This window comes from Haloferax sp. S2CR25 (assembly GCF_031624535.1).
GTDB lineage: Archaea > Halobacteriota > Halobacteria > Halobacteriales > Haloferacaceae > Haloferax > Haloferax massiliensis.
The window spans coordinates 393980-408593 of sequence record NZ_JAMQOO010000001.1 but is presented as its reverse complement, the minus strand read 5'-3'; the positions used below and the strand labels follow the sequence as shown (position 1 = coordinate 408593).

Genomic DNA, 14614 nt, shown 5'->3' with positions numbered 1-14614 from the left:
GTCCGGGCGGGTCGCTGTGGGGTCGCGCCCTCAGCGCTCGGTCATCTCGGCACCGAGGTCGCGCATCGCCTCGAAGAAGTTCGGGAACGACACGTCGACGTGCTCGCTGCCCGCAATCGTCGTCTCGCCCTCGGCGACGAGGCCGGCGACCGCGAGCGACATGACGATTCGGTGGTCGCCGCGGCCGTCGACCGCCGCGCCGACGAGGTCGGTCTCGCCGCCGTGAATCGTGAGGCGGTCCTGTTGCTCGGTGACGTTCGCGCCCATCTCCGCGAGTTCCTCCGCCATCGCGCTCACGCGGTCGGTCTCCTTGAAGCGGACGTGCTCGCAGTTCTCGATGACCGTGTCGCCGTCGGCGATAGCGCCGAGGACCGCGATGGTCGGCAGCAGGTCGGGCGTGTCGCCCACGTCCACGGTCGTGCCGGTGAGGTCGGCCGCGGAGACGGTGAGTTCGCCCGCGCCCTCGTCCCAGTCGACTCTCGCACCCATGTCGCGGACGATATCGACGATGGCGCTGTCGCCCTGCGCGGACGGCCGCGCGCCCTCGATGACGACGTCCTCGCCCTCCGCGCCGGCGACCGCGCCGGCCGCGAGCAGGTACGAGATAGACGAGAAGTCGCCGGGGACGCTGTACGCGCCGCCCTCGGGGGCGTACGACTGGCCGCCGGGGACCGAGAAACCGGCGTCGGTTCGGCTCGCTTCCACGCCGAAGTCGGCGAGGAGTTCGAGCGTGATATCGACGTACGGCGAGGACTTGAGTTCCGTCGTGAGTTCGATGTCGATTCCCTCTTCGGTGACCGCGCCGGCCATGAGGAGCGCGGTGATGAACTGCGAGGACACGTCGCCGGGAATCTCGATGGTGCCGCCGGTCATGCCGTCGCCGACGACGAGCGGGGCCTGTCCGTTTCGGCGCGTGCTCTCGGCGCGGCCGTCGAGGTCGAAGACGGCGTCGAGAAGCGGGCCGTGGGGGCGCGACCGGAGCGACGCGTCGCCCGTGAGGACCGTCAGGCCGTCGCCGAGCGCGGCACAGCCGGTGACGAGGCGCATCGTCGTTCCCGAGTTCTCGCAGTTGACCACGTCGTCGGGCGTGCCCGGTCGGCCGCCGAAGCCGGCGACCTCGACCGTCTGTCCGTCGCGGTCGACCGACCCGCCGAAGGCCTCGACCGCGCGCATGGTCGCCTTGGTGTCGGCGCTGACGAGCGCGTCGCGGACGACAGCCTCGTCGCTGTAGCCCGCGGCGAGGACGGCTCTGTGGGTGTAACTCTTCGACGGCGGCGCTCGGGTGCGTCCGGCGACCCGAGACGGGGAGACGTGGGCGTCCATACGCGAGGGGTCGGCAGGGTCCGGTATCAGGGTACCGGACGCGGCGACGTTCTCCCGGGCGACGACGGCACCGCGGTCGCTCGATTTCGTGTTTGCCAACAAACATATATCGCGTGGGAGCGTATCGTACGGCCGGCGGCGAACCGCCGCAACCGCGGACGAGTCGCGCCGGGATTGCGGCACTCAGTCACCGCTCACGGCGAGTTCCGGCGGTCCATCCGCGGCGCGTCTCCCGCCCGAAGAGGAGCGTCGCGGTGCCGATACCGGAACCCGCCGACCGCGACGCGAGGGCTTTACTACCGGCCGGGCGAACTCCGGCGTATGGAACCCGATTTCTCACCGCTGGCCGAGTTCCTCGGCGACGAGTTCGACGGCTATCTCATCTCGGCCGACGGCGGCGACTCCAACCAGCTGTACCTCTCCGGGTTCGACGCGCCGGACCCGTACGTGACGCTCTACACGCCCGAGGGAATCCACCTCCTCGTCTCGACGCTGGAGTTCGGGCGCGCCAAGAAGGAGAGCCGCGCGGACACCGTCTCGCGGCTCTCCGACTACGACTACCGCGACAAGCACGCCGAACACGGCGCGGTCGTCGGGAAGGCCAAGACGGTCGCGGCGTTCCTCGCCGACCACGAGGTCGACTCGCTGGCGGTCCCCGCGGACTTCCCGCTCGGCACCGCCGACGGCCTGCGCGACGAGGGCGTCGCGGTCGAGGCCGAGACCGACGACGTGCTCACGAACATCCGCGCGGTGAAGACCGACGAGGAAGTCGAGCACGTCCACGCCGCCCAAGACGCCAACGAGGCCGCGATGCGCGCCGCCGAGGGCCTCATCCGCGACGCCGACGTGGCCGACGACGGCACGCTCACCCACGAGGGCGACCCCCTGACGAGCGAGCGCGTCAGGGAGGAAATCGAGGTGGCGCTCCTGCGACACGGCTGCGCCCTCGACGAGACCATCGTCGCCTGCGGGGCCGACGCCGCCGACCCCCACGACCGCGGGAGCGGCCCGCTCCGGGCCGACGAGGCCGTCATCATCGACATCTTCCCGCGCGACAAGGAGACGAAGTACAACGGCGACATGACCCGGACGTTCGTGAAGGGCGAGCCGTCGCCCGAAATCCGCGCGTGGTTCGACCTCACCGAGGAGGCGTTCGAGGCCGCCCTCGACGCCGTCGAACCCGGCGCGACCGGCAAAGACGTCCACGACGCCGTCTGCAACGTGTACGAGGCGGCCGGCGAGAACACGCTCCGCGCCGACCCCGCCGCGGAGACCGGCTTCATCCACAGCACCGGCCACGGCGTCGGTCTCGACGTACACGAACTCCCCTCGCTGAGCCCGAGCGGCGAGGAGCTTCGGCCCGGCCACGTCATCACCATCGAGCCGGGGCTGTACGACCCCGACATCGGCGGCGTCAGAATCGAAGACCTCGTGGTCGTCACCGAGGACGGCTACGAGAACCTGACGGAGTACCCGATCGAACTCGTCGTCGAGTAGCCGGCGCGGCGGACGCGAAATCGCGGTCGGCGCGGAAAATCAGCTGTCGAGAGCGTTGTCGCCCGTCGGACTGCCGACGGCCGACGCGTCGGTCCACCCGGAGTTGGCCTCGCGCCACTGTTTCAGCAGGTCCTCCAGCGCGTCGGCCGTCTCGGACGTGAGAACGCCCGCGGCCTGCCGGACGACCGTCCCGTCCTCGATGAGAAGCGCGTAGATGTTGCCCTCGCCGAGCAGTCCGAGGCGGCGCTGGAGCGCGGTCTTGTCCACCCGCGCGATGAGCGCGTTGTCGTGGGGGCGGCTCCGGGCCGCCTCCGGAGACATCCCGCCGCCGGCCATCGGCGGCATCATCCCGCTTCGCCCGCCGAGGACGAGCAGTTCGTAGTAGCCGAAATGGCCGTACGTCTCGCACAGCTCCTTCGCGAACCCGCGCCACGACCCGACCAGCGACTGCTGGCGGCGGTCGAAGCTGATGAGCACGAGCGTCTGTTCGCCCTCCAAGTCGTCGGGAAGGACGACCTTCTGACCGCTCGTGTCTCGTGTCGGGAGGCGAGGGAACTCCATGCGCTATGCGATTCCCCACCGGTAGATAAGTCTAATTGCCGATTCGGTAAAACATCGCGTCGGAGAGGCTGTTTCCACAGTATCGACGACACGTGAACTCATCGTGCGTGTTATCGAGTTCACGCGGTATAAACGTCTGCCTCCGAGTCTCAGCGCCGATAACCGGGGCGCGTCATCGCTCGTAGTCGGGGTCGAACAGCCGGGCCGACATCGGGCCGGGGTCGCTCCCCTCGACGACGGCGTACGAAGAGAAGTCGTCGACGCCCGCCTCGGACAGCAGTTCCTCGTCGTAGAACGCGTTGCCGGTGCAGTCGGTCGGGTCGCGCGAGAACAGTTCGGCGACGGCGTCGCACATTATCTGCGGGGTGCGCCAGTCCTCGGGCGTGCCCATCCCGAAGTGTCGCGTCGCCTCGGACTCGATGGCGGCGACCGGCCACAGCGCGTTCACGCCGATGTCGTCGGCGGCGAGTTCGCCCGCCAGCGACTGCGCGATGAACGTCATGCCGTACTTCGAGAGCGCGTAGGCCACTTTGCCCGGCGCGGGGCGGGCGGGCATCGGCGGGGAGAAGGTGACGACGTGGGCGCGGTCGCTCTCGCGGAGGTGCGGGAGCGCGGCGTGCGTGGTCGCGTAGGCCCCGCGGGCGTTCACGTCCATGAGGAGGTCGAACCGCTTCGGCGGCGTGTCCTCGAAGCCGGCGATGTGAATCGCGCCCGCGTTGTTGACGACGAAGTCGATGCCGCCGAAGGCGTCGACCGTCTCGTCGATGGCCGTCCGCACCGAGTCGTCGTCGCGCACGTCGAGTTGACACCAGATGGAGTCGCCGCCGCGTTCGCGAATCTCCTCCGTCGTCTCGACGATGGTCCCGGGGAGGTCCTCGCGCCCGTCGACGGTCTTGCCCGTCGAGACGACGTTCGCGCCTCGGTCGGCCAAGTCGAGCGCGATGGCCTTCCCGATACCGCGACTGGTTCCCGTGATGAAGGCCGTCCGACCCTCGAAATCCACATCATCGAATGCCATGGTTTCCTATCGGCTAACGACCACTTGACGGTTCGGACACCGGGTGTCCGTTGAACGGGGTTTGCGGGTCGGGCGCGGACGGCCGTCTCGCCACACCCGCCGCCACCGATTCCCTTTTGCCCGCCGCACCTCCACACCCGTACCGATGGACGTGCTCATCGTCGGCGCGGGCGCAATGGGACGCTGGTTCGGCCGCACCGTCGACGCCGACCTCGCGTTCGCCGACGCGGCCCCCGAGAAAGCGGTCGCCACAGCGGACGCGCTGGGCGGCCGGGCGGTCCCGCTGGACGGCGACGAGCGGTTCGACGTGGTCTGTCTCGCGGTCCCGATGCGCCTCGCCGCCGACGCCGTCGCCGACAACGCCCGCCGCGCGGACGCCGCGATGTGCGACGTGACCGGCGCGATGGGACCACCGGTGGCGGCGATGCGCGACCACCTCCCGGACCGCGAGCGCCTCAGCCTCCACCCGCTTTTCGCCCCGCACAACGCCCCCGGCAACGTCGCCGCCGTCGCAGACGAACCGGGCGCGTACACCGACGCCCTGCTCGCCGACCTCGACGCGGCCGGCAACCGCGTCTTCGAGACGACGCCCGAGGAACACGACGCCGCGATGGAGACGGTGCAGGCGGCCGCCCACGCCGCGGTCCTCTCGTTCGGCCTCGCCGCCGACGACGTGCGCGAGGAGTTCGCCACGCCGATTTCGGCCGCGCTCGACGAACTCGTCGCCTCCGTGTCCGGCGGTACCCCGCGCGTGTACGCGGACATTCAATCTTCGTTCGGCGAGGGGACCGACCGCGTCGCCGACGCGGCCCGCGAACTCGCGGCGGCCGACGACGAGGCGTTCGCCGACCTCTACCGGCGCGTCTCCCGCGGCGACGACGCGCCAATCGACTCGACCCGAGCGAGCGCCGACGACCGCGACCAGACCGACAAGCACGACCCTGTCGAGTGACGAGTGAAGGGAGACGCCGACGCCGACGACCCGCGGCGGGTCGACACCTCCCGCGCGGGCGACGGCGACTCGCTCCACAGCCCACCGATGATAGACAGAGACGCCGTCCGCGACAACGCGAAGTACCTCAGAAACGTCCGCCCCATCGACCCCGACGAGATAGCCGACTACATCGAGGGCGCGCCGCACCCCGCCGTGGTGAAACAGACGCTCCGCGAGGAGGCCCACGACCTCGGCCTGTTCGAGCGCGAGGACGGCACGTTCGTCCCCGCGAACGACGACCCCGCGCCGTTTCGGAACTGGTCGCCCGCGGCCTTCCCCGACGACTACTCCTTCGCCCTCGAAGACCTGCTCATCGGGCGCTACGGCGCGAACTGGCACGTCGGCGAGTCGGGCGACCGCCTCCGGGAGCGCGTCCGCCAACTGAAGGAGGACTACTACCGGGGCAACCCCGTCGAGTACGACGAGGACGCCGCGCTCGGCTACGCGATTTACCATCTCCCGGACTACTACGCCGCCGTCGGCTACGTCCTGTCGGACCTCGCCGAGCGGAGCCTGCTCCCGCGAAACCCCCGCGTGCTCGACGTGGGTGCCGGGACGGGCGGCCCCGCGCTCGGCCTCCACGACTACCTCCCCGACGATTCGGTCGTCGACTACCACGCGGTCGAGCCGAGCGCCTCCGCCGACGTGCTCGACCGGATGCTCGGCGAGACGCGCCGGAACTTCCGGACGACCGTCCACCGCGAGACCGCAGAAGCGTTCGACCCCGACGGCGAGTACGACGTCGTCCTCTTCGCCAGCGTCCTGAGCGAACTCGACGCCCCCGCCGCGGTCGTCGAGAAGTACCTCGACGCCCTCGCCGACGACGGCGCAATCGTCGCCATCGCGCCAGCCGACCGGAACACGAGCATCGGCCTCCGCGAGGTCGAACGCGAGGTCGCGCCGGCCGACGGCGACGTGACGGTGTACTCGCCGACGCTCCGCCTCTGGGACGGCTACGCGCCCTCGGACCGCGGGTGGTCGTTCGACGTGAAGCCCGACCTCGACGTGCCGGGGTTCCAGCGACGCCTCGACGAGGGCCGCGACGGCGACGAGGACGAAGGCACCTTCGTCAACGTGGACGTGCAGTACTCCTACAGCGTCCTCCGGACCGACGGCGAGCGCCGCCTCGACGTTCGCGGGAACCCCGCGCGGTTCGCCAAGATGGCCGAGATGGAGCGCCACGTCACGAACCGCATCGACCTGCTCGCGGTCAAACTGAGCCACGACCTCTCGGAGGGGAACAATCAGGTGTTCAAAATCGGCGACGGGAGCGAGGCGGTCGACCACTACGCCGTCCGCACGCGCGACACCGTTCTGAACGCCGATTTGGCCGACGCCGACTACGGCGACGTGCTCGTCTTCGAGAACGCCCTCGCGCTCTGGAACGACGACGAAGAGGCGTACAACCTCGTCGTCGACGACGAGACGCTCGTCGACCGCGTGGCCTGAGCGGACCGCGTCGGCCGCCGCCGTCGGCCTCGTCGCCCCGGTCACGCCCCGTCCGACGGGTGGCTTTTTGCGGCCTCCGTCCCGAGTCGGACCATGAGCGAACCCAGCATCCTCCTCACGAACGACGACGGTATCGAGAGCGTCGGCTTCCGCGCGCTCTACGACGCCCTCTCGGAGTTCGCCGACGTGACCGCGGTCGCGCCCGCGACGGACCAGAGCGCGGTCGGCCGGAAGATGTCCACCGACGCGGTCGTCTCCGAGCACGAACTCGGCTACGCGCTGGAGGGGACGCCCGCCGACTGCACGGTCGCCGGGTTGGAGGCGCTGTGTCCCGACGTGGACATGGTCGTCTCCGGCATCAACAAGGGAGCCAACATCGGCGCGTACGTCCTCGGCCGGTCGGGGACCGTCAGCGCCGCCGTCGAGGCCGCGTTCTTCGACGTGCCCGCCATCGCCCTCTCGCTGTACGTCCCCGCGGGCGGCGACCTGCCGTGGCACGAGAAGGCGACCGACCCGCGGGACTTCCGCGAGGCGACCCACGCCGCGTCGTACCTCGTCAAACACGCCGAGCCGGCCGGCGTCTTCGACCAGTGCGACTACCTCAACGTCAACGCGCCCATGCGCGACCCCAGCGGCGACCCGGCGGACATGCAGGTGACGGTTCCTTCCGAGCTGTACGACATGACCGCGGAGTTCGAAAACGGCACCGTGAAACTCCACGACCGCGTCTGGGAGCGGATGGAAGCCGGCGACATTCCGGACCCCGACGGCACCGACCGCCGGGCCGTCGTCGAGGGCCGCGTGTCGGTCTCGCCGCTGACCGCGCCGCACACGACCCACCGACACGAGGCGCTGGACGCGCTCGCCGAGACGTATCTGGAGTGAGCGAAGCGGGCAACAAAGCGTATATCCGAGGGGCCTGAAACGCCGACGAGACCGATGACCCTGCTTCTCCAAGCCGCCGCCGAGTCGGGAAGCGTCACCGGCTTTCTCGTCACTATCGCGGTGCTGTTCAGCCTCCCGCTCGTCATCCTCCTCCTCGGACGGCTGTTCGAGCAGTTCTTCTGAGGCCGCGAGTCCGGGCCTTGCGAACGGAGCGACCCATCGACACTTCGCGGGCTATCTCGCACCCGACAGCCCGAAAGCCATCGTAGTCTTTTCACCGGCGAGCCATCTGTTAGATGACATGAACCGGGACGACCTCAACGAGTATCTGAAACAGCGGCCGCTCTTGGGAGGTCTCTGGCTCGTGGCGATGCTCGGTGTGGGCATGCTGCTGTGGCTGAAACTGCTTCGACCGGCGCAGTCGGTCGTCGACATCGTCTCGAACACCGGCTACCAGTTCGTCTTTCTCGTGATGGGTGGGCTCTGTTACGTGACCTACGTCGGCTTCTCTCGGGGCGTGAACTGACGTTATTCCGACGCCGCCCGTCGACTGTCGACCAGCAGTTTGTACGCGAGGCCGACGACGCTGGCGAACACCGCGAGCGCCCCAGCGAGCGAGGCGAGGATTCCGAGGACGAACATCATGCCGAAGCCGTAGCCCGCGAGGGCGAAAGTGCCGATAGTCAGCAACACCCAGCCGCCGACGATGACGGCAAAGAGGACGAGTGCGTCGTCTTCGGTCGCGTAGCGGAGGGCGTCGCGGGCGGAGACGCGTGACATGTCGAACGCGTCGCCGGGGGCGAAGGTGGTCCTTTCGGTTTGCCGACACCAAAGCTTGAATCCCGGGCCGGCCGACGAACGAATATGTCCGAAGCAGACGCCATCGAGCGCGTGGACGAACCCGGAACCGTCGAGTCGCTCGCCGCGGACCTCCGCGCGCTCGGCGTCGCGGCCGGCGACACCCTCCTCGTCCACTCGTCGCTCAGTTCGCTCGGCTGGGTCGCCGGCGGCCCGCAGGCGGTCGTGGACGCCCTCCAGACGGTGCTGACCGACGACGGGACGCTGGTCATGCCGACCCACACGGGCCAGTACACCGACCCGTCGGCGTGGGAGAACCCCCCGGTCCCCGACGACTGGGTCGATATCATCGGCGAGTCGATGCCGCCGTTCCGTCCCGAGGTGACGCCGACCCGCGGGATGGGCGCGATACCCGAGTGCTTCCGCAACTACCCCGGCGCCGTCCGCAGCGAGCACCCGACGGTCTCCTTCGCGGCGTGGGGCGCGGCCGCCGAGGACATCGTCGCCGACCACGAACTGGACTACGGCCTCGGCGACGGGTCGCCGCTGGCGCGGGTGTACGACCGCGGCGGCGACGTGCTCCTGCTCGGCGTCGGCCACGGAAACGACACCTCGCTCCACCTCGCCGAGCACCGCGCGGACTTCGAAAAGACGCGGACGACCGAGCACGCGCCGCTTCTCCGAGACGGCGAGCGCGTCGTCGTCGAGTACGACGACATCGAGGTCAGGACCGACGACTTCGAGGCCGTCGGCGAGGCGTTCGAGACGACCGTCGGCGCGACAGCAGGGTCGGTCGCGGCCGCGACGGCGACGCTCCTCGACCAGCCCGCGCTGGTCGACTTCGCCGAAGACTGGTTCGAGTCGAACCGCTGACTCGGGGTGCTGCGGCCGATTCGGTCGAATCACGAAAAACGGCGGGCGACGCGCGGTCAGGCGAGCGTCGCGGTCAGCGTGATTTCCGGCCCGGCGAGCGCCTTCGACACCGGGCAGCTCTCCTTGGCGCGCTGGGCGAGTTCGGCAAACGTCTCCTCGTCGATGTCGGGCACGTCGGCGTCGAGCGTCAGGTCGATGCGCGAGATTTCGAAGCCGCCGCCGTCCGCCGGGTCGAGGTGCACGTCGGCCGCGGTGTGGAGACTCGTCGGCGCGTAGCCCTCGCCTTCGAGGAACGCGGTCAACTGCATCGAGAAACAGCCGGAGTGAGCCGCGCCGATGAGCTCCTCGGGGTTCGACCCGAGTTCGTCCTCGAACCGCGTCGGGAACGTGAACGTCCCCTCGACGGTCCCGCTTTCGGTCGAGAACTCGCCGCTCCCGTCTTTGCCACCGGTCCACGTCGTCTCCGCTTTGTGCGTGGGCATGCCACGCACACCTACGGTCGCGAGCGATATGGAGGTGACGGCGAACGGAGCGTTCGAGGGGACCGGGACCGGCGGTACGCGGAGGTCCCGGGGCGACGCGCTACAGGCCGCTCCAGAGCGCCGCGACGCCGAACCCGACGATGACGACGCCCGCGAGTTGGTTCACCCGCCGGAGGACCGCCGGGGTGACCCGCTCCCGGACGCGGTCGACGGCGGCGCTCAGGACGAACCACCAGAGCGCCGACCCGGCGAAGACGCCCGCGACGAGGACCGCCGCCCCGAGGTAGTCGCCCGAGACGCCGACGCCCAAACCGGCGAAGATGCCGACGAACGCCAGTATCGTCACCGGGTTCGTCAGCGTCAGGAGGAACGTCGACCCGAAGTCGGCCGCGAGCGACCGGGCGTTCGAGTCGGGTGACACGACGGCCGACCGCTCGGTCGTCGGAGCCGACTCGACCGACGCCGGGTCGCCCCGAATCGACTGGATGCCGACGTACAGGAGAATCGTCCCGCCGGCGAGGGCGATTCCGTTGCGGTGGCCGAGCAGGACCGACGAGAGCGCGGCGAGGCCGAACCCCGCGATGGCCCCGTAGACCGCGTCCGCGGACGCCGCTCCGAGTCCGCTGACGAAGCCCGAACGGCGGCCCTTAGAAAGCGTTCGCTGGATGCACAGGACGCCGATTGGACCGACCGGCGCGGCTATCGAGACGCCGAGAACGAGTCCGCGGACGAGGATTCCGATTGTGGTGGTTAATAGACATCACCTCGTGACCGAGTCGATGCGTCACCGGGTGATAGCTCTATCGCCTGCCCTGAGCGGCCCGCCGGGGCAACCGGCGTCGGTTCCGGCGGGCCGGAACCGATTAGAACAGGCCCGTGATGAAGCCGATACCCATCAGCACCAACACGGCCGCCGAGAACGCCGGGAGGTACGGGGTGTACTTCTCCACTTCGTCCTCGTAGTGCTGGTAGCCCGCAATCAGCACCATCGTCAGGCCGACGATGCCGACGATGACGGTGATAGCGTACGCGCCCATCAGTTCGAGGCAGTAGTTCGACCCGGCGCAGAGCGCGATTATCTCGAACTCCTCTTCGTGGGCGAACCCGAGGACGAACGCGAACCACGCGATGCCGAGGAGGCCGCGCTCCGCGGCGTCGTCGGGGGTGTCGTGCGAGTGGGAGCGTCCGCCGACGAAGGGAACGAAACCCATCAGGCGAGCGAACAGTCCGCTGTCGCGGTCGTGGCTATGTCCGTCGTGGTCGTGTGAGTGGCTATGGCCGTCATCGTGTGAGTGCTCGTGGTCGTGACCACCTTCATGGCCACCTCCGTGACTGTGACTCCCGTGGCCGTCGTCGTGCCCGTGAGTCCCGTGAGCGTGTCCGTGAGTATACTCGCGGACGCCGAGCGCGATGAGCAAGACGCCGGCGACGAGACTGACCGGGCCGCCGATTTGGACGCCGCCGAGTGTCGTAATCGGCTCGTTGACCTGCGTGAGGTCGAAGTACGACTTCGCGTAGAAGAACGCGCCCACCATCGCGATACTGCTGACGAGGTGGCCGACCCCGAGGATGAGACTCGCCGCGAACCCGTAGGCCCACTTGTTCGCTTGGTCGAGCGCGTACGACGCGGCGACGGGCCAGCCGTGACCCGGTTCGACGCCGTGGACGGCTCCGAGGAGTACCGCGCCAGCGACGAGTCCGAGCAGTTCGTTCGAGGCCATGTGCTTACCGTAGCCGTGGAAAACGAGAGGTATAGGGGTTGTTAATACCGAATCGAGGGTATCGTCATAACGGGGACTCTTGTAGCTGTACGCGCCAGTTGGAGGTGATGCGGACGAGTTTCAACATCCCCGACGAACTGGTCGCGGAGTTCGACCGGGCGTGGCGCGACGAGGGCATCGAAAACCGGTCGCGGGCGGTCCGAGAGGCCATGCGGGAGTTCGTCGAGTCCCACGCCCGGCTCGAAGACGTCTCCGGCGAGGTCGTCGCGCTCGTCGGCTTCGACTACCGCCACCACGACGTGATACGGGAGCTTCACGGGGCGCAACACGAGTTTCAGGACGTCATCCTCAACACGAGCCACACCCATCAGGGCGAGTGGTGTCTCGAATCGCTGTTCTGCCGCGGCCCCGCCGAGCGCGTCCGGGCGCTGACCTATCGGCTCCGCGACTTCGACGCGGTCCGGCGGGTGAAGGTGATGGTCATCCGCGAGTGACGCGGCGTCGCGGCGCGCCGAGCTACCGATGCTGCCGCCGTTCGGCCTGTCAAGCCCTCACTTGGTGTGACAGATTCCGTCTACTTCGCCGCTTCCTGTCTGACACGGGGGAGCGACGGTGGTTTACCGGCGACTAACGAATCAGCCAGTAGATGAACTCCAAGCGGTGGCTCCAACGGCATCAAGTTGCCGTCTATGTAGCCTTCGTTCTCTTGGCCGTCGGAGTCGGCGTCTACCTTCCGGACTCGGCCCCGCTCTCCGAGTCGCTCATCGACCCGGTGCTGGCCGCCCTGCTCTACGTCACGTTCCTCGAAATTCCGTTCGTTCGACTCCGTCGCGCGTTTCGGAACGGGCGGTTTGTCGCGGCGGCGCTGGGTATGAACTTCTTGGTCGTCCCCGTCGTCGCCTGGGGACTCACTCGGTTCCTTCCCCAGCGACCAGTCATCCTCGTGGGTGCGCTCATGGTGCTTCTGACGCCGTGTATCGACTACGTAATCACCTTCACCGAACTCGCAGACGGCGACGCCGAGCAGATTACAGCGACGACCCCGGCCCTGATGCTCGTCCAACTGTTGTTGCTCCCGCTGTACCTGTGGCTGTTCATGGGCTCGACGGTCGCAGCGGTCATCGAACCGGGGCCGTTCGTCGAGGCGTTCCTGGTGCTCATCGCGCTCCCGTTGACGCTCGCGTGGCTCACCGAAGCGTGGGCGGAACGGTCGTCGAGAGGTGACACGTGGCAGGAGACGATGGGGTGGTTACCGGTTCCGATGATGGGCGCGACGTTGTTCGTCGTCATCGCGTCACAGCTCCCCCGGGTGCAGAGTTCGATTGAGCAGATTGCAGTCGTCATCCCGGTGTACGTCGCCTTCCTCGTCGTCATGCCGATACTCGGACGACTCGCGGCGGGAGTCTTGCAGATGGATGCCGGGGAGGGTAGGGCGCTCGTGTTCACGTCGGTCACCCGTAACTCGCTGGTCGTCCTGCCACTTGCACTTGCGCTTCCGGCGGGTTACCGACTGGCACCCGCGGTCGTCGTGACGCAGACGCTCGTCGAACTGGTCGGGATGGTCACTCTCACGCGAGTCGTCCCGGCGTGGCTCGTCCCGGACTCGCCGAAGCGAATCTCACTTCCCGAACTGGTGACTCGCGAGTGAGGTCTATGGGAACCGTGTCCTCGCGAACGACCGAGGAACAACAGAACGACTGCCCAAAGAAGGGCCAACTAACGGAACTCCGATGTGCGGTCTTAGAATTCCCGAACTCGGCTACCGATTCTGTCGCTGCTCGGCCTTGTTCATCTCGATGAGCAGTCGGAAGATAGCCTTCACGAGGTTCGAATCCACCTCGAAGTGGGCCGCGTTCTTCCCGGCGCGCTCCATCACGCGCTCTTCCTGCGATTCGTCGGTCGTCGGCAGGTCCTTCTCGGCTTTGACCTTCGCCACCGTGTCGGCGACGTAGGTCCGGCGGGCGATGAGTTCGACGATGCCGCGGTCGATATCCTCTATCTCCTCGCGGAGTTCGTCGAGGGACATGTCCTGAAACGGTTCGGCGGCGTCTGGGGTGTCGTCTGTCATTGGATTCGTGCTCCGTCGGTTCGGGTGGTCGTCAGTCGGGTCTCGCCCTCGCGGGCGTCCCACAGTTCCTCGACGCGTTCGAGGTCGGCGCGGTCGCCGACGGCGACGACGCTCGGGCCGGTCCCGGACAGCGAGACGCCGTCGGCGATGGGCATCGCCTCGACGGCGGGGTCGGTCGGGAAGTCGAGCGCGGCCGAGAAGGCGAGGCCGTTGACGGTCATCGCCTCGGCGTAGCGGCCTTCGAGCGCGAGGTCGGCGACGAGGTCGGCCATCGGGGCGACGTTCTCGCAGCGACTCACGTCGGCGTCGGCGCTGTAGGCGCGCTCCGGCGGCGTCCACACGAGCACGTCCCAGTCGACCTCGTCGCGGGCGAGGAGGTCGTCCCCGGTGTTGTCGGTGACGACGACGCCGCCGACCATCGAGGCCGCGGCGTCGTCGAACGCGCCGGTGGCGGTGACGCCGACCTCGCGGGCGGCGCGGACGCCCATCCGGCAGGCGTCGAGCCGGGTGATATCGGCGTCCGGGCCGGGGCCGACCGAGCGGCCGAGCGCCGAGAGCGTCGCCAGCACCGTCGCGTTGGCCGCGGCGCTCGAACTCTTGAGGCCGGCGGCCATCGGCAGGTCGCTTTCGGTCTCGACGGTGCCGCCCTCGCCGTCGCCGAACGCCTCGACGGCGAGTTCGACGCAGCGCTCGATGAGTCGCGTGTCGGCGTCCGGGGCCTCCGCGATGCTCCCGCGGACGTCGCCGGAGTCGTCCAGTTCGACCGACGCGGTGGTCTCCGCGTCGATGGCGAACGCGGAGCCGGTCGCCGTCGCCAGGGCGTTCAAGACGGTGCCCGCCCCGAGGGCGGTGGCTCGGCCGTGCATACTTCCGGGAGGTCGGCACACCGTGTTATGTGTGGCGGTCCGTGCCGTTTTCGCCCGGAGGGGCGGCGGCGAGACGATA

The 14614-nt window shown here is 68.8% G+C and carries 18 protein-coding genes; 9 read left to right on the top strand and 9 right to left on the bottom strand.

Annotation, left to right across the window (positions count from 1 at the left end; genetic code table 11):
• Positions 1-30: 30 nt before the first annotated feature.
• Complete coding sequence (gene aroA, locus NDI65_RS02090; RefSeq protein WP_089779884.1) at positions 31-1323, bottom strand: 3-phosphoshikimate 1-carboxyvinyltransferase; 1293 nt, start codon at positions 1321-1323, stop codon at positions 31-33.
• 321 nt (positions 1324-1644) lie between these two features.
• Between aroA and NDI65_RS02085 the strand changes: the two genes are divergently transcribed.
• Entirely contained in the window at positions 1645-2820 is a 1176-nt protein-coding gene (locus tag NDI65_RS02085; RefSeq protein WP_310893333.1) for a Xaa-Pro peptidase family protein, read from the top strand.
• A 39-nt stretch (positions 2821-2859) separates the two neighbouring features.
• Here the strand turns inward: NDI65_RS02085 and NDI65_RS02080 are convergent, their stop codons facing one another.
• Positions 2860-3381 carry a hypothetical protein gene (locus tag NDI65_RS02080; protein WP_310893331.1) on the bottom strand — a complete coding sequence of 174 codons (522 nt, stop codon included), beginning with the start codon at positions 3379-3381 and terminating at the stop codon, positions 2860-2862.
• Positions 3382-3553: 172 nt separating this feature from the next.
• Positions 3554-4399, bottom strand: a complete 846-nt coding sequence (locus tag NDI65_RS02075) for an NAD(P)-dependent oxidoreductase (RefSeq protein ID WP_310893329.1) — start codon at positions 4397-4399, stop codon at positions 3554-3556.
• A gap of 145 nt (positions 4400-4544) precedes the next feature.
• Between NDI65_RS02075 and NDI65_RS02070 the strand changes: the two genes are divergently transcribed.
• The 5 genes from NDI65_RS02070 (at position 4545) to NDI65_RS02050 (ending at position 8253) form a co-directional block, all read left to right on the top strand.
• Entirely contained in the window at positions 4545-5351 is an 807-nt protein-coding gene (locus NDI65_RS02070; protein ID WP_310893328.1) for a prephenate dehydrogenase/arogenate dehydrogenase family protein, read from the top strand.
• Between the two features lie 87 nt (positions 5352-5438).
• Positions 5439-6842 carry a class I SAM-dependent methyltransferase gene (locus NDI65_RS02065; RefSeq protein WP_310893451.1) on the top strand — a complete coding sequence of 468 codons (1404 nt, stop codon included), beginning with the start codon at positions 5439-5441 and terminating at the stop codon, positions 6840-6842.
• Between the two features lie 93 nt (positions 6843-6935).
• On the top strand, positions 6936-7727 hold the full coding sequence (surE, locus tag NDI65_RS02060) for a 5'/3'-nucleotidase SurE (protein ID WP_089778157.1): 792 nt from the start codon (positions 6936-6938) through the stop codon (positions 7725-7727).
• Between the two features lie 54 nt (positions 7728-7781).
• The gene (locus NDI65_RS02055) at positions 7782-7910 is read left to right on the top strand and encodes a hypothetical protein (RefSeq protein WP_264371805.1); all 129 of its coding nucleotides are present in this window, start codon (positions 7782-7784) and stop codon (positions 7908-7910) included.
• Positions 7911-8028: 118 nt separating this feature from the next.
• Positions 8029-8253, top strand: coding sequence for a hypothetical protein (locus tag NDI65_RS02050; RefSeq protein ID WP_089778155.1), 225 nt, complete (start codon positions 8029-8031; stop codon positions 8251-8253).
• Positions 8254-8255: 2 nt separating this feature from the next.
• On the opposite strand, the gene NDI65_RS02045 is transcribed toward NDI65_RS02050, so the two are convergent.
• Complete coding sequence (locus NDI65_RS02045) at positions 8256-8507, bottom strand: hypothetical protein (protein ID WP_193310931.1); 252 nt, start codon at positions 8505-8507, stop codon at positions 8256-8258.
• Between the two features lie 84 nt (positions 8508-8591).
• On the opposite strand from NDI65_RS02045, the gene NDI65_RS02040 reads away from it, so the two are divergent.
• Entirely contained in the window at positions 8592-9398 is an 807-nt protein-coding gene (locus tag NDI65_RS02040) for an AAC(3) family N-acetyltransferase (protein ID WP_089778151.1), read from the top strand.
• Between the two features lie 56 nt (positions 9399-9454).
• Here the strand turns inward: NDI65_RS02040 and NDI65_RS02035 are convergent, their stop codons facing one another.
• From NDI65_RS02035 to NDI65_RS02025, 3 genes are all read right to left on the bottom strand, one after another.
• A complete protein-coding gene (locus NDI65_RS02035; protein WP_089778149.1) occupies positions 9455-9880 on the bottom strand; it encodes an OsmC family protein in 426 nt (141 codons plus the stop codon).
• Positions 9881-9980: 100 nt separating this feature from the next.
• A complete protein-coding gene (locus tag NDI65_RS02030; protein WP_244878217.1) occupies positions 9981-10547 on the bottom strand; it encodes a LysE family transporter in 567 nt (188 codons plus the stop codon).
• Between the two features lie 196 nt (positions 10548-10743).
• A complete protein-coding gene (locus NDI65_RS02025) occupies positions 10744-11601 on the bottom strand; it encodes a hypothetical protein (RefSeq protein WP_310893325.1) in 858 nt (285 codons plus the stop codon).
• A gap of 107 nt (positions 11602-11708) precedes the next feature.
• Between NDI65_RS02025 and NDI65_RS02020 the strand changes: the two genes are divergently transcribed.
• Together NDI65_RS02020 and NDI65_RS02015 are read left to right on the top strand one after the other, a co-directional pair.
• The gene (locus NDI65_RS02020; RefSeq protein WP_004968090.1) at positions 11709-12095 is read left to right on the top strand and encodes a CopG family ribbon-helix-helix protein; all 387 of its coding nucleotides are present in this window, start codon (positions 11709-11711) and stop codon (positions 12093-12095) included.
• Positions 12096-12247: 152 nt separating this feature from the next.
• Positions 12248-13249 carry a bile acid:sodium symporter gene (locus NDI65_RS02015; RefSeq protein ID WP_089778143.1) on the top strand — a complete coding sequence of 334 codons (1002 nt, stop codon included), beginning with the start codon at positions 12248-12250 and terminating at the stop codon, positions 13247-13249.
• Positions 13250-13360: 111 nt separating this feature from the next.
• Here NDI65_RS02015 and NDI65_RS02010 read toward each other — a convergent pair whose 3' ends face one another.
• Entirely contained in the window at positions 13361-13669 is a 309-nt protein-coding gene (locus NDI65_RS02010; RefSeq protein ID WP_007273613.1) for a chorismate mutase, read from the bottom strand.
• Positions 13666-14535 carry a shikimate kinase gene (locus NDI65_RS02005; RefSeq protein WP_089778142.1) on the bottom strand — a complete coding sequence of 290 codons (870 nt, stop codon included), beginning with the start codon at positions 14533-14535 and terminating at the stop codon, positions 13666-13668. The genes NDI65_RS02010 and NDI65_RS02005 overlap by 4 nt, the downstream gene beginning before the upstream one ends.
• Between the last annotated feature and the right edge of the window lie 79 nt (positions 14536-14614).